Genomic DNA, 26,175 nt, shown 5'->3' with positions numbered 1-26,175 from the left:
AGTCTACGAACCGCGCGGCGCGGACCCGGCACCCGTCCGCCCACCGGGCGGGTGGCGATGGTCACGAGAGAGGTCACCGCACGCCCAGCACGAACGGGTAGACCGCTGCCGCGCCGGCCTCGCGCAGCAGCCGGGACGCGACCGTGAGGGTCCAGCCCGAGTCGGTGTAGTCGTCCACGAGCAGCACGGACCGACCCGGCAGACCCCGCAGCGCGCCCTCGCCGAGCTGGAGCTGCAGACGCCGGGCCACGCCGGCGAGCCGCATCGCGGAGTTCACGTCGTGCCGCCCGGGATCCTCCTGCCCCGCGACCGGCCCGACCGCACCGATCATCGGCACGCCCAGGTACTTGGCCAGCCCCGTGGCCAGGTGGAAGGAGAGCTGGGGCCGCCGGACCGAACGGACCGCCACGACTGCCTCGATCACGAGCGGGCCGGGCTCGGCCCCGCCCGCGACGTCGCCGCCATCGGCTCCCTCGCCCGCCTCGCCGTTCTCCACCGGCGGGCGCAGCGCCGGCCACTCGTCCAGCACCCGCGCGGCCGCCCGGCGCAGCGGCACGGGCAGCTCGCCGTCGTTCGCGTTCGGGGCGAGCAGGTCGCGCAGCGGCCCGGACCAGCCGAGGCCGTCGAGCCGGGCGACGGCCCGGCCCGGCTCGGCGAGCTCGGCGGGCGGGATCTTGCCCTTGAGGTCCAGGCCGATCGACGCCAGGCCCGTGGGCCACATCTTGCGGGGCTCGACCTCCATGCCCGGCCGGTCCATCTCGGCCCGCGCGGCGGCGACGGCCTCGGCGTCGGGCGCCTCGGGCAGCGCCATGGTGCCGCAGCGGTCGCAGCGGCCGCACTCCCAGCCCGGGGTCAGGTCGGGGTCGTCGAGCTGGGCGCGCAGGTAGGCCATGCGGCAGCCCGGGGTGTTCACGTAGTCGACCATCGCCTGCTGCTCGGCGGCCCGGGTCGCGGCGACGCGCGCGTACCGCTCGGCGTCGTACGACCAGGGCTGCCCGGTGGCCTCCCAGCCGCCCTTCACGCGCCGGACGGCGCCGTCGACGTCCAGCACCTTGAGCATGGTCTCCAGGCGCGAGCGGCGCAGGTCCACCTGCGTCTCCAGCACGGCCGTGGACATGGTGCCGCCGCCGGCCAGGGCGTCGAGCGTGGCCCGCACCTGCCCCTCGGCGGGGAACGCCTGCTCGCCGAACCACTCCCAGATCGCCTTGTCCTCGGTGCCGGGCAGCAGCACCACCAGCGCCTGGTCGACGCCACGGCCCGCGCGGCCCACCTGCTGGTAGTACGCGATGGGCGACGACGGCGCGCCCAGGTGCACCACGAACGCCAGGTCGGGCTTGTCGAAGCCCATGCCCAGGGCGGACGTCGCGACGAGCGCCTTGACGTCGTCGTTCTTGAGGTCGGCCTCGAGCTGCTCGCGCTGCGCCGGCTCGGTGCGGCCGGTGTACGCGGCCACCGCCAGGCCGTAGCCGCGCAGCTGCTCGGCCACCTGCTCCGCGGCCGAGACCGTGAGGCAGTAGACGATGCCCGACCCCTCGATGTCCTGCAGGGCCTCGGCCAGCCAGGCCACGCGGGTGGGCTGGTCGCCGAGCTCGAGCACCGCCAGGTGCAGCGACTCGCGGTCGAGCCCGCCCCGGAGCACCAGCACGTCCTCGCCGGCGTCCGCGTCGCCGTGCACGGCGAGCTGCTCGGCCACGTCGGCCGTGACGCGCTCGTTCGCGGTCGCCGTGGTGGCCAGCACCGGGATGCCCGCGGGCAGGTCGGCCAGGAGCGTGCGGATGCGCCGGTAGTCGGGGCGGAAGTCGTGGCCCCAGTCCGAGATGCAGTGCGCCTCGTCGATGACCACCAGGCCGGCGTCGGCGGCCAGGCGCGGCAGCACCTCGTCGCGGAAGCCCGGGTTGTTCAGGCGCTCCGGCGAGCACAGCAGCACGTCGACCTCGCCGCGCGCGATCGAGGCGTGCACCTCGTCCCACTCGGTCATGTTGGCCGAGTTGATCGTCACGGCCCGGATGCCGGCGCGCGAGGCGGCGGCGATCTGGTCGCGCATGAGGGCCAGCAGCGGCGAGACGATCACCGTGGGGCCGGCGCCCCGGGCCCGCAGCAGGCGGGTCGCCACGAAGTACACGGCCGACTTGCCCCACCCCGTGCGCTGCACCACGAGCGCCCGGCGGTGGAACGCCGCGAGCGCCTCGATCGCCGTCCACTGGTCGTCGCGCAGCCGCGCGTCGTCGCGGCCGACCAGCTCCCGCAGCGCGGCCTCGGCCTCCTCGCGCAGGGAGGCGCCGGGCGTCGCGGCCGGGACCGCGCGGACCTCCGGTGCGGCCTCCTCGGCCGCTGCCCCGTCTTCCTCGGCCGCTGCCCGGTCGCTGCCCTCGGGCCCGTCCGGCGCCTCCGCGCCCGGCTCGTCTACCTCGGCCGGCGGCCACCGGCGGACGGGTGCCGCGGCCGCCACGCCGCCGTCGGGCAGCAGGCCACGCAGCATCTGCAGCTTCGCCGCCTGGGCCTCGGGCGTGTTGCGCGCCGACGGCGGCAGCCCCGGGTCACCGACGTCGATCAGGTGGGCGTCGTCCGGTGGCTCCTCCATGGCGAAGGGCAGGTCTGCGAAGGGGTCCTTGGTCACGTCATCGATCCTAGGAGCAGCCACCGACACCGCGAGCCGGTTATCCACAGTCGACGCGCCTGGCACACTATTCGCGGGGTGTTCCCGACGTCGTCCCGGCGCGCGCGCCCGCCACGTCGTCGGGCACGCTCGCCGGACGTACCGACGCCGCCAGCGACGCGAGCAGCGCCAGCCGCTCCCCGCTCGGCGAGTCCGGGGCGGCGTGCAGCAGCACGACCATCTGCCGGTCGGTCCCGACGATCGACAGCTTCTCCATGTCGAGCTCCAGCTCGCCGACCTGGGGGTGCAGCATGTGCGTGACGTGCGGCCGCCCGAGGTTCACGTCGTGCCGCGCCCAGAGCGTGCGGAACCGCTCCGAGGCGAGCGAGAGCTCCCCCACGAGCCGTTCGGCACGTTCGTCGTCGGTGTCCGTGCCGACCGCCTCGCGGAACCGGGCGACGATCTTGGGCGCCACCTCGGGCCAGTCCGGGTGCATCGCCTGCTCGGTGGGGTCGAGGAACAGGTCGCGGAGCCGGTTGCGCCCCACCCGCAGGGTCGGCGAGAGCGCCTGCGCCAGGTCGTTCACCGCGAGCACGTCGAAGTAGCGCCCCTCGATGTACCCCGGGATGCCCACGCGCTCCAGCAGCCGCAGCGTCCCGGCGGGCACCACCTCGCGGCGCGGCCGACGACGCCGCGTCCGCGGCGCGGGCGCCGCCAGGTCCAGCAGGTGGCGCGTGGCCGGCTCGTCCAGGAGCAGCACCCGGGCCAGCGACTCCAGCACCTGCGCCGACGGGTTGCGGTCGCGGCCCTGCTCCAGCCGCAGGTAGTAGTCGGCGCTGATGCCCGCGAGCAGCGCCACCTCCTCCCGGCGCAGGCCCGCCACGCGCCGCACGCCGCCCTCCGGCAGCCCGACGTCGGCGGGCCGCACCAGCTCCCGGCGCGCCCGCAGGTACTCGCTCAGCTGGGTCTCCCTGCTCATGCCCACCACGGTAGGCCGGGCGGCGTTCGCGTGCCTGGTCCCCGTACTCCCAGGATCGTCCGGGCACTGCCTGTCCGCCCCGGACCGCCGCACCGTGGAGCCATGACCACACAGACGCTCCCCGGCGGCACCTTCCCGCTCGCCGACCACCTGACCCTCCACCGCGTCGGCTACGGTGCCATGCAGCTCGCCGGCCCCGGCGTCTTCGGCCCGCCTGCCGACCGGGCGGCCGCGGTCGCCGTCCTGCGCGAGGCCGTCGCGCTCGGTGTCAACCACATCGACACCGCCGACTTCTACGGCCCGCACGTCACCAACGAGATCATCCGCGAGGCCCTGCACCCCTACGCCGCGGACCTGCACATCGTCACCAAGGTGGGCGCGGTGCGCGACGACGAGGGGCACTGGGTGTTCCGCCGCGAGCCGGACGAGCTCCGGCGGCAGGTCGAGCAGAACCTCGAGCACCTCGGCCTGGACCGCCTCGACGTCGTGAACCTGCGCGTCGGCGGGTTCGACGCCCCGGAGCCGGGGACGCTCGCACCGCAGTTCACCGCACTCGCCCGGATGCGGGACGAGGGGCTGATCAGCCACCTGGGCGTCAGCACCGTCACGGCGGAGCAGGTCGCCGAGGCGCAGGCGATCGCGCCGGTCGTGACCGTGCAGAACATGTACAACATCGCCAACCGGCACGACGACGCGCTGATCGACTCGCTGGCCGAGCAGGGCATCGCGTACGTGCCGTACTTCCCGCTCGGCGGCTTCTCGCCGCTCCAGTCGGCGGAGCTGAACGCCGTGGCGGCCCGGCTGGGCAGCACCCCGGCCGCCGTCGCGCAGGCCTGGCTGCTGCAGCGCTCGCCGAACATCCTGCTGATCCCCGGGACGTCGTCGGTGGCGCACCTGCGCGAGAACGTCGCGGCGGCCGCGCTCACGCTGCCCGCCGACGAGGTGGCCGTGCTGGACGCGATCGGCGCGTGAGACCCGCACGGCGCCGGGGGGGCGGACCCGAGGTCCGCCCGCCCGGCGCCGTCGTCCCCGGGGGCGCTACCGGCCCTGCAGCGCCTTGACGTTGTCCGCGAAGGTCCAGCCGCGCGACCCGTCCCAGTTGATCGACCAGGTCATGAGGCCCTTGAGCGCCCCGTTGTACGACCCGTACGCCTGCGAGACCAGCGCCGGCGTCATGTAGCCGCCGCCCGCCCCCTGCTGGGCGGGCAGCCCGGGCACCTGCTTCTCGTACGGCACGCGGATCGTGGTGCCCTGGATGACCAGGCCGTCGTCCAGGCAGTCCGTCTGGGCCTGGAAGCCGGCCACGGTTCCGGCCGCGTACGAGTTGCCGGAGCAGTCGTACATCGAGCCGTTGTAGTACTGCATGTTGAGCCACCAGAGGCGCCCGTTGTCGGCGTACTTCTTGATGATCGGCAGGTAGGAGCCCCAGATCGAGCCGTAGGTGACGCTGCCGCCGGTCACGTACGCGGTCTCGGGCGCCATCGTCAGGCCGAACCCGGCCGGCATGCCGGCGAGCACCCCGTCGATGATCCGGATGAGGTTGGCCTGCGACGTCGAGAGCTGGCTGATGTTGCCGCTGCCCGTCAGACCCGTCTCGATGTCGATGTCGATGCCGTCGAAGTTGTACTCCCGCAGGATCGGCACGATGGTGGCGACGAATCGGTCGGCCACGGCCTGCGAGGACAGGTCGATCCCGGCGGTCGCGCCGCCGATCGACATGAGGATGGTCAGACCGGCCTCCTTGGCGGCGCACATCTCCTCGGGGCTCGGCACCTGGACCCCGGAGTCCATGCCGTCCTCCCACAGCACCGTCCCGTCCGAGCGGATCACCGGGAACGCCAGGGTGGCCACGTTGTAGCCGTGCTGCGTGATGCGGGCGTCGGTGACCGGGATCCAGCCCAGGCCGGGGTGCACGCCGTTGCTCGCGCCGTCCCAGTTCTCCCAGTAGCCCTGCAGCACCTTGCCCGACGGGCGCGGCCGCTGGCTGCAGTCCGTCGGCGTCGGCTCGGGGTCGGGCGTCGGGTCGGTGGGGTCGGGCGTGGGATCGGTCGGGTCGGGGTCGGGCTGCGTGGCGCACGCGCCGTCGTCCGACCAGAGGCTTGGCGTGGTGTCGGGGCTCCAGCCCGCGCCCACGTACGCGGTGTGCGCCACCAGCGCCGTGTAGCCCCGGCCGCGGTGCGTCACGTGCGCACCGGCGGCGTACGAGGTGCCCTCCGCCCAGGCGGGCGCCGCGCAGTCGGCGGCCGCGGCCTGGGCCACCGGCCCGGCCTGCGCGACGACGACCGGTACCGCCAGTCCGGTCACCAGCAGGGCGGTGATCCCCGCCGCCAGGAACGATGTACGTCGTCTCATGGCACTCCCTAGGGCCGTGGTATTTGTCAGGAACGCTAGCCAAATACCGGAGCCCCGGGAATACGGGGAACCCACACCCCGACCACACACCGACGCCGGGCGCTCACCCTCCCCGACCTAGACTCGCGGCGTGATCCGACTCAACCCCGAGCAGCTCGTCTTCGTCACCGAGCGCCACCTCGCGACCCTGACCACCCTGCGCCCCGACGGCACGCCGCACGTGGTCCCGGTGGCCTTCACCTGGGACGCCGACGCCGGGGTCGCGCGCATCACCACCAACCGCGCGTCCTTCAAGGCGCGCCACTCCGCCCCGGGGCCTGACGGCAGTCAGCCCCGCGCCGCCCTGTGCCAGGTCTCCGGCGGCCGGTGGATCACGCTGGAGGGCACGATCGCCGTCAGCGAGGACGAGGCCGAGATCGCCGACGCCGTCGCCCGCTACGCGCGCCGCTACCGCGAGCTGGGACCGAACCCGGACCGCGTCGTGCTGCGCGTGACGGTCGACAAGGTGATGGCGTCGACGTACATGGCGTCCTGAGCTCAGCTCTACCTTCTGTCGGCTGAGCCTGCGCTTCCGCTCCGGGCGCATGCCTCGTTCCTCGGCCTCCACCCTGCGCTGCACCTCCGGCTCAGCCGACGATCGCGGCCTCCTCGCCCGCCGGCATCAGCACGCTCACCACGTCGCCGCGCACCAGCTGGCGGCCGCGGCGCGTCTCGACCTCGCCGTTGACCCGCACCTCGCCGTCGGCGATCAGGTCGCGGGCCTGCGCGCCGTCCTCGGCGAGGTCGGCGAGCTTCAGGAACTGGCCGAGGCGGATGACCTCGTCGCGGATCGGGACCTCAGGGACGTTCGACTCAGAGTTGGACACCACAGCATTGTCTCCCGCCCGCCGCCCTAGACTGGCCGGGTGATCCAACGCATCGACCTCCGCGGCCGGTCCCTGGGCCGCCGCGCCCTCCTCGACGTCCTGCCCCGTGCCGAGGTCGGGGTCGACGAGGCCGTCCATGTGGTCGAGCCGCTGCTGCGCCAGGTCCGCGAGGGCGGCGCGGCCGCCCTGCGCGAGATCGCGCTGCGGTTCGACGGCGTCGCGCCCGAGCACCTGCGGGTCCCCGCGTCGGCCCTGGCCGACGCGCTCGACAGCCTCACCCCGCTGGTCCGCGCCGGCCTGGAGGAGTCGATCCGCCGCGTGCGCCGGGTGCACGCGGAGCAGCTCCCCGCCAACCACGTGACCGAGCTCGCGCCGGGCGCCGTCGTGCGGCAGCGCTGGATCCCCGTGCAGCGGGTCGGCCTGTACGCGCCGGGCGGCCTGGCGGTGTACCCGTCGTCGGTGGTGATGAACGTCGTCGCCGCGCAGGAGGCGGGTGTGCCGGGCCTGGCCGTGGCGTCCCCGCCGCAGAAGGACAACGGCGGCCTGCCGCACCCGACCATCCTCGCGGCCTGCGCCCTGCTCGGCGTCGACGAGGTCTACGCCGTGGGTGGCGCGCAGGCCGTGGCGATGTTCGCGTACGGCGCCGCGGGCAGCGTGGAGCAGGACGGCGAGACGCTGTGCGAGCCGGTCGACGTCATCACCGGCCCCGGCAACGTGTACGTCGCGGCGGCCAAGCGCCTGGTGCGCGGCGTCGTGGGCATCGACGCCGAGGCCGGACCCACGGAGATCGCCGTGCTCGCCGACGCCACCGCCGACCCCGGGCACGTGGCCCTCGACCTGATCAGCCAGGCCGAGCATGACCCGATGGCGGCGTCCGTGCTGGTCACCGACTCGGTGGAGCTCGCCTCCGCCGTCGAGGCCCGGGTCCAGGACCTCGCGTCGGCCACCAAGCACGCCACCCGCGTGGCGCGCGCCCTGGACGGCCCGCAGTCCGCGATCGTCCTGGTGGACGACGTCGAGGCGGGCCTCGCCGTGGTGAACGCGTACGGCGCGGAGCACCTGGAGATCCAGACGGCCGACGCCGCCCGGGTGGCCGCGCGCGTGCACAGCGCGGGCGCGATCTTCGTGGGGCCGTGGTCGCCGGTGTCGCTCGGCGACTACATGGCCGGGTCCAACCACGTGCTGCCGACCGGCGGCACCGCGCACTTCGCGAGCGGCCTGGGCGTGCACGCCTTCCTCAAGTCGGTGCAGCAGATCGAGTACACGCGCGACGCGCTCGAGGAGCTCGCCGACCGCATCGTGGCCGTGGCCAACGACGAGGACCTGCCCGCGCACGGCGAGGCCGTGCGCGGGCGGTTCCACTAGGCCGTGTCCGGTGAATCGCGGAGCGAGAGGACGATCGCGGCGAGCGTGAGTTCGGTGCGGTAGTAAGCGGCTCGTTTGGTGTACCGGGTGGCCAGCGCACGGAACCGCTTGAGCCTATTGAAGCACCGCTCCATGACGTTGCGGCCCCTGTAGACCTCCGCTCGAACACGGGCAGCCGTCCGCCGGCCGATCCCTTGCGGAGCCGGTGGGCGGCGTGGTCCTTCTTCTCCGGGCTGGTTAACGCGATCCCGCGGACTCGCAGGGCGCGGCGGGTGGCGGGGCTGGAGTGGGCCTTGTCCGCCAGGACCCGGTCCGGCCTCTGACGAGGCTGGCCGGGCCCGTCCCGCTTGACCGAGTCCTGGTCCAGCAAGGGCAGCAGTTGTGGGTTGCCCCCGGCCTGCCCGGGCGTGAGGATCACGCTCATTGGCAGGCCGCGCCCGTCGACCGCGAGGTGGATCTTGGAGGTCAAACCTCCCCGCGACCTGCCGAGCGCCTCATCAACGACCGCGAGCCGTTCGACCTGTGATGTCCAGGAACAACCTCCCTGGACATCACACCTAGCCGTCGCTCAACTCGAGATCGCGATCCGTACTCGCGGCGGCCTCTATGTCGGCGAGGGTGGTTGCATCGATCGCTATCGAGGCCAGTGCCCCCTCTGGGTCCTCAGTCGCGGCTTCCTCGAGTACCGGCATGGTGATCGAACCGTTCGCAGTCACATCCCCGATTAGCGCGGAGTCTAGCGAGATTGTCCAGCCGCCACTTTCTCCAGGGCGCAGGAATAGGATCCTGCTGGAACCTTCACCCACGATCATGAGGTTCTCTGCGACAGCCTCCGCCGGTTCGTCGCCATCGACACCAATTGTGATTGTGATGGTGTTAGGCGCAGTCGGAACAGTCGTACCTTCCCGAACATCCAACACCTGATCGACCTCAAACTTGAGGTAGATGGTCCGGGTGTCGGCTTCTGCGTCCCAATCGACGACCGTTCCAGCATCATCGGCACCTTCAGGCCACACCATCGCCGTCCCCTTAGCCCATCTAACGAACTGGCCGGTCACCACGGCGTGCGAAAGCGTGATTTCAGGGTCCGCGCCCGCAAGGTAGCGGGTAGACGGCATCGCGGAGGTCAACGATGCGGGGAACGGCTCGTACGATTCGGCGGTCCCGGCCGCGCGCTCCGCCAGAACAGATTCCCAGGCGACGGAACCTGCCGCCTGCGATGATGAGCACGACGCAAGGGTGGCCGAGACAAGAACAAGAGCCGCCAAGGAACGTTCGACTCGCCTCATAGACTCTCCTCAGAAGTTGACATCTCGAAACCTTCTCCGGTCCATTTAACTCAAGCTCGCAAAATGGTCGATATCATGCGAGGTGAACGTCAGAATCGAAGTGATCGACGGCTGCATTACTTCTCCCGAGACGCTGCGGTGTGAGAGACCTAGCGCATGACCGGTCTCATGAATCACGAGTGACCGCCTCTTGCTAAGGGTGGCAGAACTGCTGTTACCCCAACTGGTACTTAAGCGCACCTCATGCTTTTCGCATTCGTTTGCCGAGTTGTCTGAGACGCACCTGGTATTGCCAATGGTCCCGCCAGACCCCGGCCGCCACCACGGCCGGTTGCAGTAGCTAGTGTATGCATTGTCGTATATGACCTGGTCTGTGGTGCCCGTGGGAGCGCTGACCGAGGTGGTCGACACGTAGGCAACACTGTCCACGTAATTAAGGCCGTAGGTCGCGGGACCGTTAAAGGCCGTGCTCAAGCTGCTCTCATAGTACGTATGGTCGCGGTTGTCAGCCTTGTTCAAGTCACCGCAGCCAGTGTCCCCCGTGGCGCCAGCCCAATTCGCCTGGGCTGGAGCGGCAGTTCCTGGGATGACCAGGAGAGCGATGACCAACAACAATAAGATCGGCCTGGCACGTGACATCCGTTACCCCAATCGTTGTGTCGCCCGCCGGGAGCGGCCTGTCCGACGACGATAGCGACACTTCGAGACAAGCGGGACTAAACTCGACACACTTCACCCACACGGCTCGAACGGCGTCAGTCCATACACTCAATGTGTGCGACCGGGAGCGGTCCTTGCACAGACCCGAGACTCTCGACCGCGACTGCCACCAGGTTGAGCAGGACAGATCAGCAGCCGGGGTCAGGCTGACGTCTTCAGAAGTCACAATCCTGACTCGCATAGCCGACATCTCGACACTGTCAGCAAAAGAGGGCGTCTGCTGACCTGACGCCTCGCGAGTCGAGTGTCTGATCAGAAGCCGAACGTCAGCAGCCGCGGCATCTCGGTGCCGTGGCGGCCCGCGTCGTGGACCGCGCGCAGCACCGCCAGCTCGTGCGGCACCACCGGGTCCGGGAGTCCCACGAACAGGAACCACGCCAGGTCGGCGGCCTTGTCGGTCTCCTGGATCGACGGCGTGCCGGTCCAGCGGGTCACCTCGAACATGAAGTCGACGCGCTGCTCGATCGCGGGCCCGCCCGGCTCGCCGCGGTGCAGCACGGTGAGCGGCCGGACGTCCTCGGTTGCGACCTCGACGCCGAGCTCCTCGCGGGCCTCGCGGACGGCGGTCTCGACCACCGACTCGCCCTCCTCGACGTGACCGGCGGCCGCGCAGGCCCAGTGGCCGTCCCGGTAGCCGGTGCCCTGGCGCAGCTGGAGCAGCACCTGACCCTCGCGCCGGAAGTAGAGGTAGGCCGCGGGCACGAGCGCGAACCGGTCGTGGTCGCGCTCGTCGTAGCGGTTCGTCTCGGCCGGTGCCGCGCCCGGAGCCTCGGTCACGACAGGCAGCCCTGGCCGAGCAGTGCCTTGAGGTCACCGAACAGCGCGGGCGACTTCTCGACCCGCAGGGTGTCGGCGGCGCGGATCACGGTGCGCTTGCCCGGCTCGGCCACGGCGACGTGTACCTCGGCGGACCCGGGATGGGTGGCCAGCACCTCGCGCAGCCGCACGATGACCGGCTCGACGGCGCGGGTGTGCGGCACGGTCACGGCCAGCGGCGAGTCCGAGCCCACGGTGATGTCGGGCAGGGCCACCTCCATGGCCTGCAGCGACATCGACTCGTCGCGGCGGCGGACCTTGCCGCGCAGCACCACGACCTGGTCCTCGGCGAGCATCGTCGAGTACGCGAGGTAGGTCTCGCCGAAGAACATGACCTCGACGGCGCCCTCCAGGTCCTCGACCGTGACGGCGGCCCAGGGGTTGCCGTTCTTGCTCATCTTGCGCTGCACCGAGGTGAGCAGGCCGGCCACGGTCACCACCGAGTTGTCCGGCCGGTGCTCGTCGGCCAGGAGCGAGGCGATCGAGGTGTCGGCGGACCGCTGCAGCACGTGCTCCAGCCCGGACAGCGGGTGGTCGCTCACGTACAGACCGAGCATCTCGCGCTCGAACTGGAGCTTCTGCTTCTTCTCCCAGTCCGGCAGGTCGGGCACGTCGACCGAGAAGCCCATGCCCTCGTCGTCGCCGCCCCCGCCGAAGTCGGCGAAGAGGTCGAACTGCCCCTCGGCCTCCTTGCGCTTCACGCCGATCACGGAGTCGACGGCCTGCTCGTGGATCACCAGGAGCGAGCGCCGCGTGTGGCCCAGCGAGTCGAACGCGCCGGCCTTGATCAGGGACTCGATGGTGCGCTTGTTGCAGACGGGCGCCGGGACCTTGTCCAGGAAGTCCTGGAACGACGTGTAGGTGCCCTTCTCCTCGCGGGCCTCGACGATCGCGTCCACGACGTTGCGGCCCACGTTGCGCACACCGGTGAGCCCGAAGCGGATGTCGCCGCCCACGGCCGTGAACTTGGCGGCGGAGTCGTTGACGTCCGGCGGGAGCACCGTGATGCCCATGCGACGGCACTCGTTCAGGTAGAGCGCCATCTTGTCCTTGTTGTCACCCACGGACTGCAGCAGGCCGGCCATGTACTCGGCGGGGTAGTTCGCCTTGAGGTACGCGGTCCAGTAGGCGACGAGGCCGTAGCCGGCGGAGTGCGCCTTGTTGAAGGCGTAGCCGGCGAACGGGACCAGGGTGTCCCAGACCGCCTTGATGGCTCCGGCGCTGTAGCCCTTCTCCTTGGCGCCCTTCTCGAAGTTGACGTACTCCTTGGCCAGCACCTCGGGCTTCTTCTTGCCCATGGCGCGGCGCAGGAGGTCGGCCTGGCCGAGCGAGTAGCCGGCCATGATCTGGGCGGCGCGCTGCACCTGCTCCTGGTAGACGATCAGGCCGTAGGTCTCGTCGAGGATCTCCGCGAACGGCTCGACGACCTCGGAGTGGATCGCCTCGATCTGCTGCTGGCCGTTCTTGCGCAGCGCGTAGTTGATGTGCGAGTTCATGCCCATCGGCCCGGGCCGGTACAGGGCGATGACAGCGGAGACGTCCTCGAAGTTGTCGGGCCGCATCTGTCGCAGCAGGGACCGCATGGCGCCGCCGTCGAGCTGGAACACGCCGAGCGTGTTGCCGCTGGCGAGCAGCTCGTAGGTGGGCTTGTCGTCGAGCGCCACCTTCTCGATGTCGATCGGGTCCTTGCCGTTCATCACGATGTTCTCGAGCGCGTCGTCGAGGATCGTGAGGTTGCGCAGGCCCAGGAAGTCCATCTTGATCAGGCCGAGGCCCTCGGACGTCGGATAGTCGAACTGCGTGATGATGGCGCCGTCCTGCGGGCGCTTCATGATCGGGATGATGTCGATCAGCGGATCGCTCGACATGATGACGCCGGCCGCGTGCACGCCCCACTGGCGCTTCAGGCCCTCGATACCGCGCGCGAGCTCGACCACGCGCTGGGCCTCGGGGTCGGCCTCGTGCACCTGGCGGAACTCCGCCGCCTCCGAGTACCGCTTGTCCTTCGGGTCGAAGATGCCGCTCAGCGAGATGTCCTTGCCCATCACCGCGGGCGGCATGGCCTTGGTGAGCTTCTCCCCCATGGCGTACGGCATGCCGAGCAGCCGCGCGGAGTCCTTGAGGGCCTGCTTGGCCTTGATGGTGCCGTAGGTGACGATCTGGGCCACGCGGTCGTCGCCGTACTTCTCCGTGACGTACCGGATGGCCTCACCGCGCCGACGCTCGTCGAAGTCGACGTCGACGTCGGGCATGGAGACACGCTCCGGGTTGAGGAAGCGCTCGAAGATGAGGCCGTGCTCCAGCGGGTCCAGCTCGGTGATGCCCATCAGGTAGGACACCATCGACCCGGCGGCCGAACCGCGCCCCGGCCCCACCCGGATGCCCTGGTCCTTGGACCAGTTGATGAAGTCGGCGACCACGAGGAAGTACCCCGGGAAGCCCATCTGGATGATGACCTCGACCTCGTAGTCGGCCTGCTTGCGCACCGCGTCCGAGTAGCCGTTCGGGTAGCGCCGCAGCAGGCCGGCCTCGACCTCCTTGATGAACCAGGAGATCTCGTCCTCGCCGTCCGGCACGGGGAAGCGCGGCATGTAGTTGGCCGAGGTGTCGAACGAGACCTCGCACTGCTCGGCGATGAGCAGCGTGTTGTCACACGCCTCGGGAAGCTCCTTGAAGACCTTGCGCATCTCGGCGGCGGACTTCACGTAGTAGCCCGAGCCGTCGAACTTGAAGCGGTTCGGGTCGTCCAGCGTGGAGCCCGAATTGATCGCCAGCAGCGCCTCCTGGCTGGTCGAGTCCTCCTCGCGCACGTAGTGCAGGTCGTTCGTGGCCACGAGCTTGGCGCCGATCACCTTGGACAGCTCGAGGAGCTCCTTGGTGACCCGGGTCTCGATGTCGAGGCCGTGGTCCATCAGCTCGACGTAGTAGTTCTCCTTGCCGAAGATGTCCTGCAGCTCGCCGGCCTGCCGGACCGCCTCGTCCCACTGGCCCAGCCGCAGCCGCGTCTGGATCTCGCCCGACGGGCAGCCGGTCGTCGCGATGAGCCCGTCGGAGTACTTCTCCAGCAGCTCCCGGTCCATGCGGGGCCACTTGCCCATCTGGCCCTCCAGGGAGGCCAGGGAGGACGCCCGGAACAGGTTGTGCATGCCCGTGTTGTTCTTGCTCAGCAGCGTCATGTGCGTGTACGCACCGCGCGCCGAGACGTCGTCCGACTCCTGGCCTGCCTCGCCGTAGCGCACACGCGTCTGGTCGAACCGGCTGGTGCCTGGCGTGATGTACGCCTCGACGCCGATGATCGGCTTGATGCCCGCCTTCTGCGCCTGCGCCCAGAACTCGTGCGCGCCGAACAGGTACCCGTGGTCCGTCGTCGCGATCGCGTGCTGCCCCTGCCGCGCGACCTCCTCCATGAGGTCGCCGATTCTCGCCGCGCCGTCCAGCATCGAGAATTCGGTGTGCACGTGGAGGTGGACGAAGTCGTCGCTCTTCGAAGCGGTGGCGGTGGGCATGTCCATGATCTTAGGACGGCTCTCCGACACTCCGACCCAGCAACGCCGAGCCACTTCTCACATCACGTGTAGGCGCCCCGCACCACGTCCAGCGCGGCCTCCAGATCGGCGGGGTAGGGCGACTCCACCTCGACCCAGCGGCCGGTCACGGGATGCTCGAAGCCCAGCCGGTGCGCGTGCAGCCACTGCCGGGTCAGCCCCACCTTGGAGGCCAGCACCGGGTCGGCGCCGTAGGTCAGGTCGCCCACGAGCGGATGGCGCAGCGCCGCGAAGTGCACCCGGATCTGGTGGGTGCGCCCGGTCTCCAGGTGCACCTCCAGCAGCGAGGCCGCGGACAGCATCTCGAGCGTCTCGTAGTGCGTCACCGACGGCTTGCCGTCCGCCGTGACCGCGAACTTCCAGTCCGAGCTGGGGTGCCGGCCGATCGGCGCGTCGATCGTGCCCGCCGTGGGGTCCGGGTGGCCCTGCGCGAGCGCGTGGTAGACCTTGTCGACCGTGCGCTCCTTGAACGCACGCTTGAGGCCCGTGTACGCGACCTCCGACTTCGCCACGACCATGAGGCCGGAGGTGCCGACGTCGAGCCGGTGCACGATCCCCTGTCGCTCCGCCGCACCCGACGTCGAGACACGGTAGCCCGCGGCGATCAGGGCCCCGACCACGGTGGGCCCGGTCCAGCCCGGCGACGGGTGCGCCGCCACGCCGACCGGCTTGTCGATCACGACCAGGTCGTCGTCGTCGTACACGATGCCCATGCCGGGCACGGGCTCTGCCACGACCTCGACGGCGGGCCGCTCCTCCGGCAGGTCCACCTCGAGCCAGCCGCCCGCGACCACGCGGTCCGACTTGCCCACCTGGCGGCCGTCGAGCGATACGGCGCCCGCCTCGGCGAGCTCCGCGGCGCGTGTCCGCGAGAAGCCGAGCATACGGGCCAGCGCCGCGTCGACGCGGTCGCCGGCGAGCCCGTCGGGGACGGGCAGGGTGCGCAGCGCCATCAGGCGGGGTCGCCCTGCTCGCCGGCCGGATTCGGTGCGGTCTTGCCGGAAGGCTCGCCCGGCGCGTCGTCCGCCACGTCGTCCACGGACGTCTCGGCGGCCTCGTCATCCGTGTGCCGCTTGCCGTCCAGGCCGATCCCCCGCAGGGAGAGCAGCGCGATCAGCACGGCCGCGGCGACGACGGCGATGTCGGCCACGTTGCCCACGAAGAAGCCGGCGTAGTCGATGAAGTCCACGACGTGCCCGCGCGCGAACCCGGGCTCGCGCGCCAGGCGGTCGATGAGGTTGCCGACGGCGCCGCCGAGCAGCAGGCCGAGCGCGACCGCCCAGCCCCGCGACCCGAGGCGGCCGATCGCCCGGACGATGAAGATCACGACGACCGTCACGACGATGGTCAGGATCCAGGTGTAGCCCGAGGCGATCGACAGCGCGGCGCCGGGGTTGTAGATGAGGCGCAGGCCGAGGAGGTCACCCACGAGCGGGATCGGCTCGGCGTTCGGCGTCAGCGCGGACTCGGCCCACCACTTCGTGAGCTGGTCGGCGGCCAGGACGAGGGCCGCGAGCACGCCGGTCCAGGCAACGAGCCTTCGGCTGCCGGACGGCGAGGGCGTGGCTGCGGGACTCGTCTCGTCGCCGGCCACGGCGGAGGGTTCAGCGGGAGTAGACATCAGCCAAAGTCTCCCATGCCGCGAGCCCTGCCCGGCCCAGCGTCCGGCGTCGCGCCGGAGAACCGCGGAAGAGCGTGGAAACACCACGCGCGGCACTGCGCGAAAAAACGGAGGCAATGGACAAAGATCCGCAAATGCGCAATGACGGCGTACAAAGCAGCGAGGCCCTTTCCTGGGGATCCGGGAAAGGGCCTCGCCTGATGCGACGTCACCGCGTCACCGCGCGGCGACAGTCAATTGACGTCAGAACGTCAGCAAGCGGCGTAGCCGGTCACGTTGCCGGTCTGGAACAGGTTCAGCGGGCCGTCCCAGTGCCACGGCGCGACGCACACGTTGTTCAGGATGTTGACCGAGTCCTCGCCACCGATGACGGCGTCGCCCTCGTCGCAGGCCTGGTAGTCGGTCAGGTTGGCGGTGCTGCCCACGTTGCCCGGGCCCTCCCAGTACCAGGGAGCGACGCACACGTTGTTCAGCGCGTTGAAGCTGCCGTCGCCACCGATCTCGACGACGTCACCAGCCGTGGCGACCTCCTCGGGGACCATCACGCCGTCGATCCCCTCGGGGAGCTCCGCGTTCTGGGTCGCACCGAGCACGTCCAGCGCACCGTCGGCACCGACGACGCCGACGGCACCGTCGATCCCGCCGAGCACCTCGCTGGTCTCGGCCGAGCTGATCACGTGCGCCTCGGGCGAGTCGCCCTGGGTCAGTGCGCTGGCGCCGGTCGCCGCGGCGACGACCAGACCGGCCGACATGGCCACGGCCGCACCCGCACGACACGTTGCACGGAATCCTCGGATCATTGTGTTTCCCCCTCGAATAGCGTCCGTCGAAATAGCGATGAACCACACGTGTGTGATTCACCTGGACGAGCATCCGGGGTGAAATTCACCCTGTCAATCGGAACGTGACCTGCCGCACGGAGCACCCGGAGAGGGAAATGCGACATTCCAGGATCGAACTCCATGGCAAGGCATGAGGTATGCACGTAACTCAGACATCACAGCATTGATATCGAGTGCAGGATCCGGTGCAAGGTCCGGCGTGACACCCTCGTCACGCCGTCCGCTCAGGCCCCGCGGCGCTCCTCGCGCGCCTTCGCCTCGACCGACAGCGTCGCTCTCGGGAACGCCTGCAGCCGGGCCTTGCCGATCGGCAGGTCCGTCAGCTCGCACGTGGCGTAGGTGCCCTTCCGGATCCGGTCGAGCGCGTGGTTCGTCTGGTCCAGGAGGTCGCGCATGTTGTTGACGAGCGTCAGCTCCTGCTCGCGCTCGAGGGCGCTCGAGCCGTAGTCGGCCTGGTCGTCGCCGGCACCGTCGCCCGAGTTGCGCAACAGGTCCGACAGCTCACGGTCGGCGACGTGCAGCTCGCGCTCCAGCCGCTCCTTGTCCTCGAGGAGCAGCGCGGCCAGCTCCTCCGCCTCACGGACGGTCCAGGGTTCTTCACCGTCACGGACGGGAAACTTCTTCACGTCTCGTGTCAGGTTCGGGAACTCCTGCTTGATCGCCGCTCGCGTCGCAGTCGAGATCTTGGTCATGGGTTCCCCTTCGCGGTCGCCCCCGGTGGTCAAGTGCACGAAGCGTAAGCACAAGCGGCCAGACGCACAACGGGGCGCGCCGGTGTGGCGCGCCCCCATGATGTGCGCATGCCGCACAACTCGCACGGCGGCCGGACGTGAGGTGGGGACGTCCGGGCCGCCGTGCGTGTCGAGCGGTGCTCTGCTGTCAGATCGCCGTCAGATGCCCTGGGCCATCTCGGCCGGCCGGCCGGACTGCTGGTTGTTCCGCGGCGGCAGGGCCGAGCCCCGCGCGTCCAGGTCGCCCAGCAGGTTCTGCAGGAAGCTCTTCAGGCGGGTGCGGTAGTCGCGCTCGAACAGGCGCAGCTCGTCGATCTTGCGCTCCAGCAGCGAACGCTCCTGCTCGAGCTGCGACAGCGTGCGGTGCGACGTCTCCTCGGCGTCGCGCACGATGCGCGCACCCTCGGTCTTGGCCTCCGTGATGAGGCGGTCGCCCTCCTCCTGGCCGGAGCGCACGTAGTCGTCGTGCAGCTTCTGCGCCAGCTGGAGCATGCCGGTCGCCGACTCGGGCTCCGGGCCGTTGCCCTTGGGGCCGGCGGGGCCGGTCGGCATGACGGGCGCCGCGACCGGCGCGGCCTGCGCACGGGCGGGAGCGGCGGCGTCGCTGCGCGACAGCTCCGCGATGCGCCGCTCGGCGGCCGCGACCTTCTGCCGCAGGCCTTCGTTCTCCTCCTGGACGTTGGTAAGCGTCCGCACGACCTCGTCGAGGAAGTCGTCGACCTCCTCGACGTCGTAGCCCTCGCGGAACTTCGTCGCGGAGAACTTCTTGTTGAGGATGTCCTCTGCTGTAAGCAGTGCCATCGTGTCACCTCGAAAGTTAGAACGTAGGAACGCTGAACTCGGACGTCGGCGCTAGCAAGCCGCGCGCCCTTCGCCGAAGCCCACGGTAGCGGACGACATCGGCCCGGGACACCGGGAGCACCCCCGGGCACGATTTCCTCACAGAGTGTGCCGTGTCACCCCAGCCCGAATCCATGCATCGGTCAATGTTCTTGTGCCTCACCTCGACGAATCGTGCGCCACCCCGACGAGAACCGGCACATCTCCAACACTTTTCCGGTGGCGTCAGATCATCCTGGCCCAGGAACCGACGAGCTGGGACAGGATCGAGACGCCGAAGAACAGGACGATGAAGGCCAGGTCGAGCTGGATCTGGCCCAGCCGCAGCGGCGGGATCAGCCGGCGCAGGAACCGCAGGGGCGGGTCCGTGACCGTGTAGACCGCCTCGGCGACCACGAGCAGAACACCACGCGGCCGCCAGTCCCGGGCAAAGAACTGCACCCAGTCGAAGATCAGCCGGCCGATGAGGAACAGGATGAAGAGCCACAGCAGGAAGCCGATGAACTGCAGGATAAGAGCCACACGCACAACCTAACGTGTTCGAACCCCGGATCCCATGAACCTGCCCGGATGCGGTGCGGGGACAGACGTGAGCGGGGGACGTTCGCCGTGTGGCGACCGCCCCCCGCTCAGGTCTCGTGGTGATCAGCTCTGGTTGTAGAAGCCGCCGCGTCCGTTCGGCTTCTCGGTGGCGACCTGCTCCTCGGCTGCGATCTCCACGTGCTCGGGAGAGAGCAGGAAGACCTTGTTGGTCACCCGCTCGATCGAGCCGTGCAGACCGAAGATGAGGCCGGCCGAGAAGTCGACCAGGCGCTTGGCGTCGGCGTCGTCCATGTCGGAGAGGTTCATGATGACGGGAGTGCCGGCGCGGAAAGCCTCGCCGATGCTCCGTGCGTCGTTGTACGAGCGCGGGTGCACGGTCGTGATGCGGCGCAGCTCCCCGGTGGAGAGCGCCTGGTGGGGCACGCCATCGCGGTGCAGCGGCGTGACCTGCGCGTGTCGGTGGTCCTCCACGTTCTCCTCCAGGCCCTCGTCGTACTCGTCGAGGTACTCCTGCTCGCCCTGATCGTCGGCGAGGCCCAGATACAGCATGGTCTTGCGAAGCGCTCCGGCCATCGCTCACTCTCCGTTCGTCGCCTGCTGTGCGTCCTTCTGTCTGTGTCCCAGCGGGCCCGTACAACAGGTCCGACCTTGACCTCCGACCGAGGTCGTCTTGACAAAAGTAGCCCGGCGCAATCCGACCCGGAAGTGCGACACGCCGTGCCACGAACAACTTTGCCAAAGTTGTTCAGCGATTGCTCGCTAAAAACGACATCCGTGTGATTTCGCAGGTCAGGGCACTGTTATCGGCGTGTCGCGGATCTGGCGGAAATCCGCCACAGCCGGCTCAGGTCAGCGCCACGACGCCCGCCTGTCGGCCCGTCGTGACGCCGGTCACGCTCGCCCGGCGGTGCGAGAACAGCCCGGGGTCCTCCACCGTGCAGCGCTCGACCCGCGTCACCGCCACCCCCCGGGCGGCGAGCTGGGCGACCACCCCGGCGGGCAGGTCGAGACCCGCCGTACCGTCGCTCGTGGTCGCGAACGTCTCGGGTACGACGGCGGCCACCTCGTCGCGCATCGCGGCGGGCACCTCGTAGCACCGCCCGCACACCGCGGGCCCGACGGCGGCGCGCACGCGCGCGGGATCCGCGCCCCGGGCGACCAGCGAGTCCAGGGCTCGGTGCACCACGCCGGCCAGCACCCCCTTGCGCCCGGCGTGCGCGACGGCGACCACCCGGGCCACCGGGTCGGCGAGCAGCACCGGCACGCAGTCCGCGACGAGCACCCCCAGGCCCAGCCCGCGCTCGGCGGTGACAAGCGCGTCACCCTCCCCGGCGGAGGCCGGCGGCCGGGGCGCGGCCCACAGCGCCCGCTCGGGCGCGCCCAGCTCCAGCACGACGTCGCCGTGCACCTGGGTGGCGAACGCGACCGGCGCGCCGAGCCGCTCGGCGGCGCGGGCCCGGTTGACCGCGACCCGGGCGTCGTTGTCGGACACGTTCAGGCCCAGGTTGAGGCCGCCGCCGCCGTCCGCCGCCGCCCACGGGGCGGGCGAGACGCCGCCCGCGCTGGACGTGAAGAAGGCGTGCACCCCGTCGCCGAGGTCGACGGGGTGCACGCCTGGAAGTGTCCGGGTTTCGCTCACGGGTGTGAGGTTACCCGGCCGGTCACTTCAGGAAGTCGGGGACGTCCAGGTCCTCGGCCGTACGGCGCGGGTTCTCGTCGTACAGCGGCGGGACCTCGACGCGCTCGCCCTGCTCGCGGTGCACGTCCTGCCGGTTGAACGAGCCCTGCACCACGACCGCCGGCTCGTCGAGCGTGCGCGGCACGTCGTCCGAACCCTCGTCGTCGATCACGCGCGGCAGCGTCGAGACGGGCGCGGGCTGGTGCGACGGCGGGACCGACGGCGGCATGCCGTTGACTCCCGTGTGCTCGGGCGCGCGGCGGGCGGCGTCCGAGACGTCGGGCAGCGGGACCGGCGCCGTCGCGGGGCTGCGCGAGCCCGTCGCGACCGCACCGGCGACCTGGCCGAGCGCCCGGTTGTCCTTGCGCTCCTTGGGCAGGCCGCCGTCGAAGCCGGCCGCGATGACGGTGACCCGCACCTCGTCGCCCAGCGCGTCGTCGATGACCGTACCGAAGATGATGTTCGCCTCCGGGTGCGCGGCCTCCTGCACCAGGCGCGCGGCCTCGTGCACCTCGAACAGGCCGAGGTCGCTGCCACCCTGGATCGAGAGCAGCACGCCGTGCGCACCGTCGATCGAGGCCTCGAGCAGCGGCGACGAGATCGCCAGCTCGGCGGCCTGCACCGCGCGGTCCTCGCCGCGGGCGGAGCCGATGCCCATGAGCGCCGAGCCCGCACCCTGCATGACGGACTTCACGTCGGCGAAGTCGAGGTTGATCAGGCCGGGCGTGGTGATGAGATCGGTGATGCCCTGCACACCGGAGTGCAGCACCTGGTCGGCCGAGTGGAACGCCGCAATGGCGGACACGTTCCGGTCGGACATCGACAGGAGCCGGTCGTTCGGGATGACGATCAGCGTGTCGACCTCGTCACGGAGGTTCTCGATGCCGCTCTCGGCCTGGACCGCACGGCGCCGGCCCTCGAACGTGAACGGGCGCGTCACCACGCCGACGGTCAGCGCGCCGAGCGAGCGTGCGATGCGCGCCACGACGGGGGCGCCGCCCGTGCCGGTGCCGCCGCCCTCGCCCGCGGTGACGAAGACCATGTCGGCGCCGCGCAGGACGTCCTCGATCTCCTCGGCGTGGTCCTCGGCGGCCTTCTTGCCGACCTCGGGGTCCGCGCCGGCGCCGAGGCCGCGCGTGAGCTCCCGGCCGACGTCGAGCTTGACGTCGGCGTCCGACATCAGGAGTGCCTGTGCGTCGGTGTTGATCGCGATGAACTCGACGCCCTTGAGGCCGACCTCGATCATGCGGTTGACGGCGTTCACACCACCGCCGCCGATACCGACCACCTTGATTACTGCCAGGTAGTTCTGCGGAGTTGCCACGTCGTCGCCTTTCGATTCGGGTCCCGAGTCCCGACTCTCATCCCTCCCAAAGTCTCAGGTTGAGGTAGAGGGTTAGAGTTATGTCAGGTTGCTGCTGAGTTCGACGGTAGGTGTGCCGCCGGGGTGTGTCGAAGACATCGTTGCGCGTGTCGCGCAACGATGCACGCGAGAAATCACAGCGATGTTATTCCTGGTCGCCGCGTGGGTCGGTCCGTGGGTCCGTACGCGCCCCCGCCCGGCAGGTGACCTGGTCAGTGCGTGACCGGCAGGCCGGGCGACGACACGTCGACGGTCGTCGCCGTCGGCTCCGCCCGCAGCAGCGTCTGGGCGACCTTCGTCTTGAGCGGCACGTCCGCGCCGCTCCCCCACCGGATCACGCGCCCGTCGGACAGCGTGGTCCGCACGTCGTCCTGCGTCGCCGCGCTCACCGTCGTGATGTCGGCCGCCAGCGTGGGCGGCAGCGCGCCGAGCACCGCGAGGGCCGCGTCCAGGGCGCGGCGGCCGGCCCCGGCGTCGGACAGCGAGGTCACGATGGAGGGCAGGCCCTCGGGCACCTCCTTGGCGGTCGCGACGCGGACGCCCTCGGCGTCCATCAGCGCGTACACGTCACCCGGCTGCGGCACCGCGGCGACGGGCTCGCGCGAGGTGAGCTCGACCGTGAGCCCGTCCGGCCAGGCCCGCGTGATCCGCACGTTCTTGACGGCGTTCATCGCGAGGATCTCCTCGCGCAGGCCCACCGTGTCCAGGCGCGGCAGCGGCACGCCCGCCTCGTCCGTCACGGCCCCCCGCACCTCGCCGACGTCGACCGTGGTGCCCTCCCCCGTGACCCGGACCTGCTCCGCGTCGAGCGCGAACAGCGGCGAGAAGAACGTCGCCCACCCGAGGCCGGCGGCGACCGCGACCACGAACGCGGTCCAGCCGATCCGGCGCCACACGCGGTAGCGCGCCATCGCGGTGCGCTCCGCGAGGCGGTCGGCCAGCTGGTCCGAGACCACGCCCACCCGGCCGCCCGCCGACGGCGTCGCGCCGGTCGCGGGACGCTCCTGCCGGTCCGGCCCTGGCCGGGTCGAGCCTGCCCGGGCCGGCCGGGCCCGGCCGGACTCGGGCCGCTCGCCGGCGGGCGGCCCGCCGGCCGGCCGCTCGCCGACGGGCCGGTCCCGCCGGGCCTCGTCACGAGCGGGCCGGTCCCGCCGGGCCTCGTCCTGCAGGTCCCGGCCCCGCCGGGCCTCGTCACGAGCGGCCCGGTCCTGCCGGGCATGGTCCTGTACGGCCGCGCCCTGGTCCGCCGGGCGCGGCCGTGCCGTGCCCGCGGCGCGAGGGCGCGCGGGCGGGCGCATCAGTCCTCGCCCAGCCCCGGAGTACCGGTCGCCACGCGGGCCGCGAGGCGCGCGAGGACGGCCGGTCCGAGCTGGGTGACGTCGCCGGCGCCCACGGTGAGCACCACGTCGCCCGGCCGGGCGAGGTCGGCGATCACGTGCGCGGCGTCGAGACGGTCCGGGACCGCGTAGGCGGCGCCGTGCTCGGTCATGAGGTCGACGATCGTGTTCGGCGTGACCGTCGGGTCGAGCTCCTCGCGCGCCCCGTAGATGTCCGTGACCACCACCTCGTCGGCGGCGGACAGCTCCTGCGCGAACCGGTCGGCGAACGTCTTGGTGCGCGAGTACAGGTGGGGCTGGAACAGCACGAGCACCCGGCCGCCGTCGGCGATCTCGCGGGCCGCGGTCAGCACGGCCTTGATCTCCGTGGGGTGGTGGGCGTAGTCGTCGACGACGAGCACGCCGTCGGCCTGGCCCTTCTCCTCGAAGCGGCGGCCCGTGCCGATGAACGCCTCGACCCCGGCGACCGCCTGCTCGGCAGGCACGCCCAGCAGCACCGACGCGATGACGGCGGCGGTCGCGTTCAGCACGTTGTGCTTGCCCGGGACCGACAGGCGCATCGGGATGCCGGGCACGGTGCCGGACACGCCGGCGCCGTCGGCCACCTGCTCGTTGGTGCCCAGCACGTCGCCGCGCAGCACCGCGGTGGTGCCCTCCGCCGTCGTGGAGATGTCGGTGACCCGCACGCGGGCGGTGTCGTTGGTGCCGTAGGTGATGACGTGGCCGCCGGTGGCGCAGATCGTGGCGCCCACGGACAGCGAGCCCTCGTCGTCGGCGCAGGCGATGAGCCAGCCCTCGGGCACCAGGCGGCGCGCGAACCGGATGAACGCGCCGTTGAACGCCTCCGGGGTGCCGTAGTGGTCCAGGTGGTCGGCCTCGACGTTGGTCACCACCGCGATGGTGGGCGTGTAGTTGAGGAACGAGCCGTCCGACTCGTCGGCCTCCGCCACGAGCACGTCGGACGAGCCCAGGTGGCCGCCCGGCGTCGAGCCGTTGGCGGTGCGCACCGTGCTGCCGATCGCGTACGACGGGTCCAGGCCGGCCTCGCGCAGGATGGTGGCGACCATGGCCGACGTCGTCGTCTTGCCGTGGGCGCCCGCGACGGCGACGCCGCGCGACCCCTCCATCAGCGCAGCCAGGGCCTGCGAGCGGTGCAGCACGTTGAGGCGGCGGGACCGGGCGGCGGACAGCTCCGGGTTGTCCTCGTGCACGGCGCTGGAGATCACCACGGTGTCGACGCCGCTCAGGTGGGCCGGATCGTGGCCGACCCACACCTGGACGCCCTCGGCGCGCAGCGCGGCGAGCGTGTCCGACTCGGCGGCGTCGGAGCCCTGCACGGCCACGCCGCGCCCGGCGAGCAGCCGCGCGACGACGGACATGCCCGCCCCGCCGATGCCGATCATGTGGACGCGGCCGAGCTTCGCGACCTGATCCGCCATCTGATCCGTGACCGTGGTGCTCATGACCTGACCTCCGTGGTGTCGGTACCTGCTGACCGTACGGCTTGCTCGACGAGATCGACGACACGAGCCGCGCCGTCGCTGGTGCCGGCCGACCCCGCGGCCTTCGCCATGACACCGAGCCGCTCGCGGTCTGCGAGCAGCGTGGGAACGTTCTGGGCCACCCAGGCGGGCGTGACGTCGGCGTCGTCCACCAGGAGGCCGCCCCCGGCCTCGACCAGCGGGGCGGCGTTCAGCCGCTGCTCGCCGTTGCCGATCGGGAGCGGCACGTAGACGGCGGGGATGCCGAGCGCGGCCAGCTCGGCGACGGAGCCGGCGCCGGAGCGGCAGACGACGAGGTCGGCCACGGCGTAGGCGTGCTCCATCTGCTCGAGGTACTCGCGCACCTGGTAGCGCGCGGCGTCCACACCCGCCACGGTCTCGCGCACCTCGTCGCTCTTGCCCTTGCCCGTCAGGTGCAGCACCTGCGCGCCCGCCGCGAGGATCTGGGCGGCGGCGCCCGAGACGGCGCGGTTCAGGCTCAGGGCGCCCAGCGAGCCGCCCGTGACCACGAGGGTGGGCAGCGCGGGGTCCAGCCCCAGCTCGGCGGCGGCCCGGGCGCGCACGCCCGCGGCGTCGGCCTCCCGCTCCTGGACCAGGCCTGCGATGGCCTGCCGGAGCGGCAGGCCCGTGAGGACGCCGCCACGCAGCGGCGTGCCGGCGAAGGTGAGGCCCACGCGCGCGGCCCACCGCGCGCCGAGGCGGTTGGCGAGGCCGGGCCGGGCGTTCTGCTCGTGGATCACGATGGGCACGCCCTTGCGCCTGGCCGCGAGGTAGGCCGGGGTGGCGACGTACCCGCCGAAGCCGATCACGGCCTGCGCGTCGATCTCGTCGATCGCGTCCTCCGCGGCGCGCACCGCCGCCGTCAGCCGGCCGGGCAGCCGCAGCAGCTCGGGGCTGGGGCGGCGCGGCAGCGGGACGCGCGGGATCGGGCGCAGCTCGTAGCCGCGCGACGGCACGAGGTCGGCCTCCAGGCCGGTGGTGGTGCCGAGCGCGAGCACGCGCGCGCCGGGCTCCCGGCGCCGCACCTCGTCGGCCACCGCGAGCAGGGGGTTCACGTGTCCCGCGGTGCCGCCTCCGGCAAGCACCACCGACACAACTGCTGAGCTCATCATCACCTTCTCGTCGTCGCCCGGGCCCGGGCGAATCGATCGCGACGCGGCCTGCCGTGCAGGATCTGGTCACAGATCAGG

23 protein-coding genes and 1 pseudogene are annotated in these 26,175 nt (G+C 71.3%); 3 read left to right on the top strand and 21 right to left on the bottom strand.

Going from position 1 to position 26,175, the window contains the following annotated elements; all coding sequences use genetic code 11:
- Positions 1-73: 73 nt before the first annotated feature.
- Both ACH45N_RS11180 and ACH45N_RS11175 read right to left on the bottom strand, forming a co-directional pair.
- Positions 74-2,617, bottom strand: a complete 2,544-nt coding sequence (locus ACH45N_RS11180; RefSeq protein ID WP_397393607.1) for a RecQ family ATP-dependent DNA helicase — start codon at positions 2,615-2,617, stop codon at positions 74-76.
- A gap of 67 nt (positions 2,618-2,684) precedes the next feature.
- The gene (locus ACH45N_RS11175; protein WP_397393605.1) at positions 2,685-3,575 is read right to left on the bottom strand and encodes a helix-turn-helix domain-containing protein; all 891 of its coding nucleotides are present in this window, start codon (positions 3,573-3,575) and stop codon (positions 2,685-2,687) included.
- A 102-nt stretch (positions 3,576-3,677) separates the two neighbouring features.
- Here ACH45N_RS11175 and ACH45N_RS11170 point away from each other — a divergent pair, with 102 nt between their 5' ends.
- The gene (locus ACH45N_RS11170) at positions 3,678-4,547 is read left to right on the top strand and encodes an oxidoreductase (RefSeq protein WP_397393603.1); all 870 of its coding nucleotides are present in this window, start codon (positions 3,678-3,680) and stop codon (positions 4,545-4,547) included.
- 66 nt (positions 4,548-4,613) lie between these two features.
- Here the strand turns inward: ACH45N_RS11170 and ACH45N_RS11165 are convergent, their stop codons facing one another.
- Positions 4,614-5,927 (bottom strand): carbohydrate-binding protein, encoded by a 1,314-nt coding sequence (locus tag ACH45N_RS11165; protein WP_397393601.1) that lies wholly within the window; start codon positions 5,925-5,927, stop codon positions 4,614-4,616.
- Positions 5,928-6,057: 130 nt separating this feature from the next.
- Between ACH45N_RS11165 and ACH45N_RS11160 the strand changes: the two genes are divergently transcribed.
- Positions 6,058-6,462 carry a pyridoxamine 5'-phosphate oxidase family protein gene (locus tag ACH45N_RS11160; RefSeq protein ID WP_397393599.1) on the top strand — a complete coding sequence of 135 codons (405 nt, stop codon included), beginning with the start codon at positions 6,058-6,060 and terminating at the stop codon, positions 6,460-6,462.
- A 91-nt stretch (positions 6,463-6,553) separates the two neighbouring features.
- Here ACH45N_RS11160 and ACH45N_RS11155 read toward each other — a convergent pair whose 3' ends face one another.
- Positions 6,554-6,796, bottom strand: coding sequence for an RNA-binding S4 domain-containing protein (locus ACH45N_RS11155; RefSeq protein WP_397393597.1), 243 nt, complete (start codon positions 6,794-6,796; stop codon positions 6,554-6,556).
- Between the two features lie 36 nt (positions 6,797-6,832).
- On the opposite strand from ACH45N_RS11155, the gene hisD reads away from it, so the two are divergent.
- Positions 6,833-8,158 carry a histidinol dehydrogenase gene (gene hisD / locus ACH45N_RS11150; protein WP_397393595.1) on the top strand — a complete coding sequence of 442 codons (1,326 nt, stop codon included), beginning with the start codon at positions 6,833-6,835 and terminating at the stop codon, positions 8,156-8,158.
- 166 nt (positions 8,159-8,324) lie between these two features.
- Here the strand turns inward: hisD and ACH45N_RS11145 are convergent.
- From ACH45N_RS11145 to murG, 17 genes and pseudogenes are all read right to left on the bottom strand, one after another.
- Positions 8,325-8,627, bottom strand: a pseudogene (locus ACH45N_RS11145) (transposase); the annotation flags it as partial.
- Positions 8,628-8,715: 88 nt separating this feature from the next.
- Positions 8,716-9,447 (bottom strand): hypothetical protein, encoded by a 732-nt coding sequence (locus tag ACH45N_RS11140; RefSeq protein ID WP_397393593.1) that lies wholly within the window; start codon positions 9,445-9,447, stop codon positions 8,716-8,718.
- A 45-nt stretch (positions 9,448-9,492) separates the two neighbouring features.
- Complete coding sequence (locus tag ACH45N_RS11135) at positions 9,493-10,086, bottom strand: matrixin family metalloprotease (RefSeq protein ID WP_397393591.1); 594 nt, start codon at positions 10,084-10,086, stop codon at positions 9,493-9,495.
- A 333-nt stretch (positions 10,087-10,419) separates the two neighbouring features.
- Positions 10,420-10,944: an NUDIX domain-containing protein gene (locus ACH45N_RS11130; RefSeq protein WP_397393589.1), complete on the bottom strand. Its 525-nt coding sequence runs from the start codon at positions 10,942-10,944 to the stop codon at positions 10,420-10,422.
- On the bottom strand, positions 10,941-14,495 hold the full coding sequence (gene dnaE, locus ACH45N_RS11125; RefSeq protein WP_397393587.1) for a DNA polymerase III subunit alpha: 3,555 nt from the start codon (positions 14,493-14,495) through the stop codon (positions 10,941-10,943). Before dnaE ends, ACH45N_RS11130 begins: the two co-directional genes overlap by 4 nt.
- A gap of 56 nt (positions 14,496-14,551) precedes the next feature.
- A complete protein-coding gene (locus ACH45N_RS11120) occupies positions 14,552-15,481 on the bottom strand; it encodes an RluA family pseudouridine synthase (protein ID WP_397393585.1) in 930 nt (309 codons plus the stop codon).
- Positions 15,481-16,149 carry a signal peptidase II gene (locus ACH45N_RS11115; RefSeq protein ID WP_397393583.1) on the bottom strand — a complete coding sequence of 223 codons (669 nt, stop codon included), beginning with the start codon at positions 16,147-16,149 and terminating at the stop codon, positions 15,481-15,483. The genes ACH45N_RS11120 and ACH45N_RS11115 overlap by 1 nt, the downstream gene beginning before the upstream one ends.
- Positions 16,150-16,400: 251 nt before the next feature.
- On the bottom strand, positions 16,401-16,907 hold the full coding sequence (locus ACH45N_RS11110) for a hypothetical protein (RefSeq protein WP_377231025.1): 507 nt from the start codon (positions 16,905-16,907) through the stop codon (positions 16,401-16,403).
- 308 nt (positions 16,908-17,215) lie between these two features.
- On the bottom strand, positions 17,216-17,683 hold the full coding sequence (locus ACH45N_RS11105; protein WP_036966460.1) for a TraR/DksA C4-type zinc finger protein: 468 nt from the start codon (positions 17,681-17,683) through the stop codon (positions 17,216-17,218).
- Between the two features lie 198 nt (positions 17,684-17,881).
- Positions 17,882-18,523, bottom strand: coding sequence for a DivIVA domain-containing protein (locus ACH45N_RS11100; RefSeq protein WP_020016671.1), 642 nt, complete (start codon positions 18,521-18,523; stop codon positions 17,882-17,884).
- 264 nt (positions 18,524-18,787) lie between these two features.
- Entirely contained in the window at positions 18,788-19,084 is a 297-nt protein-coding gene (locus ACH45N_RS11095) for a YggT family protein (protein ID WP_397393581.1), read from the bottom strand.
- Positions 19,085-19,207: 123 nt separating this feature from the next.
- Positions 19,208-19,678 (bottom strand): cell division protein SepF, encoded by a 471-nt coding sequence (locus tag ACH45N_RS11090; RefSeq protein WP_182614681.1) that lies wholly within the window; start codon positions 19,676-19,678, stop codon positions 19,208-19,210.
- A 271-nt stretch (positions 19,679-19,949) separates the two neighbouring features.
- The gene (gene pgeF / locus ACH45N_RS11085; protein ID WP_397393578.1) at positions 19,950-20,744 is read right to left on the bottom strand and encodes a peptidoglycan editing factor PgeF; all 795 of its coding nucleotides are present in this window, start codon (positions 20,742-20,744) and stop codon (positions 19,950-19,952) included.
- A 22-nt stretch (positions 20,745-20,766) separates the two neighbouring features.
- Positions 20,767-22,107 (bottom strand): cell division protein FtsZ, encoded by a 1,341-nt coding sequence (gene ftsZ / locus ACH45N_RS11080; RefSeq protein ID WP_397393576.1) that lies wholly within the window; start codon positions 22,105-22,107, stop codon positions 20,767-20,769.
- A 251-nt stretch (positions 22,108-22,358) separates the two neighbouring features.
- A complete protein-coding gene (locus ACH45N_RS11075) occupies positions 22,359-23,444 on the bottom strand; it encodes a cell division protein FtsQ/DivIB (RefSeq protein ID WP_397393574.1) in 1,086 nt (361 codons plus the stop codon).
- A complete protein-coding gene (gene murC / locus ACH45N_RS11070) occupies positions 23,444-24,946 on the bottom strand; it encodes a UDP-N-acetylmuramate--L-alanine ligase (RefSeq protein ID WP_397393572.1) in 1,503 nt (500 codons plus the stop codon). The genes ACH45N_RS11075 and murC overlap by 1 nt, the downstream gene beginning before the upstream one ends.
- Entirely contained in the window at positions 24,943-26,097 is a 1,155-nt protein-coding gene (murG, locus tag ACH45N_RS11065) for an undecaprenyldiphospho-muramoylpentapeptide beta-N-acetylglucosaminyltransferase (protein ID WP_397393570.1), read from the bottom strand. Before murG ends, murC begins: the two co-directional genes overlap by 4 nt.
- Positions 26,098-26,175 lie beyond the last annotated feature (78 nt).

Origin of the sequence: Promicromonospora sp. NPDC019610 (genome assembly GCF_044389365.1) — a bacterium.
Lineage (GTDB): Bacteria > Actinomycetota > Actinomycetes > Actinomycetales > Cellulomonadaceae > Promicromonospora.
This window is presented reverse-complemented; position numbering and strand designations above follow the sequence as displayed.